The 311-nt window shown below is 46.0% G+C and carries 1 protein-coding gene; it reads right to left on the bottom strand.

The window, feature by feature from the left end; translation table 11 throughout:
• The coding region (locus R8925_RS15995) for a DNA glycosylase AlkZ-like family protein (RefSeq protein WP_430536767.1) at positions 1 to 311 on the bottom strand (311 nt) is incomplete at both ends.

Genomic DNA, 311 nt, shown 5'->3' with positions numbered 1-311 from the left:
GTGATACATAAGCTTGGCTCTCTATCGTGAATGTGTCAAGCTCTGCTTCAAGACCTGCTATCGCTGGGTTTATTTCACCGATATTTAGCCCACTCCAATGCCTGAAATCCTCCCAAGTTGCCGGCCCGTAGCCTTTTAAATAACGACGAATTTGCATCATCCGCGCCTCTAAATTGGCTTTAGGCTCGCTCGTCCATGCTTGATAATTTCCTAATCGGATACTGTGGCTATAGTTTTTTACCGCGGCGCTTGATGGCAATAAATATAATATCCCTGCTATCGCGGCTTGTGCGATGATTGATGATGTGACC

Source organism: Listeria rocourtiae subsp. hofi (assembly GCF_963575615.1).
In the GTDB taxonomy this organism is placed as follows: domain Bacteria; phylum Bacillota; class Bacilli; order Lactobacillales; family Listeriaceae; genus Listeria_A; species Listeria_A hofi.
This window is presented reverse-complemented; position numbering and strand designations above follow the sequence as displayed.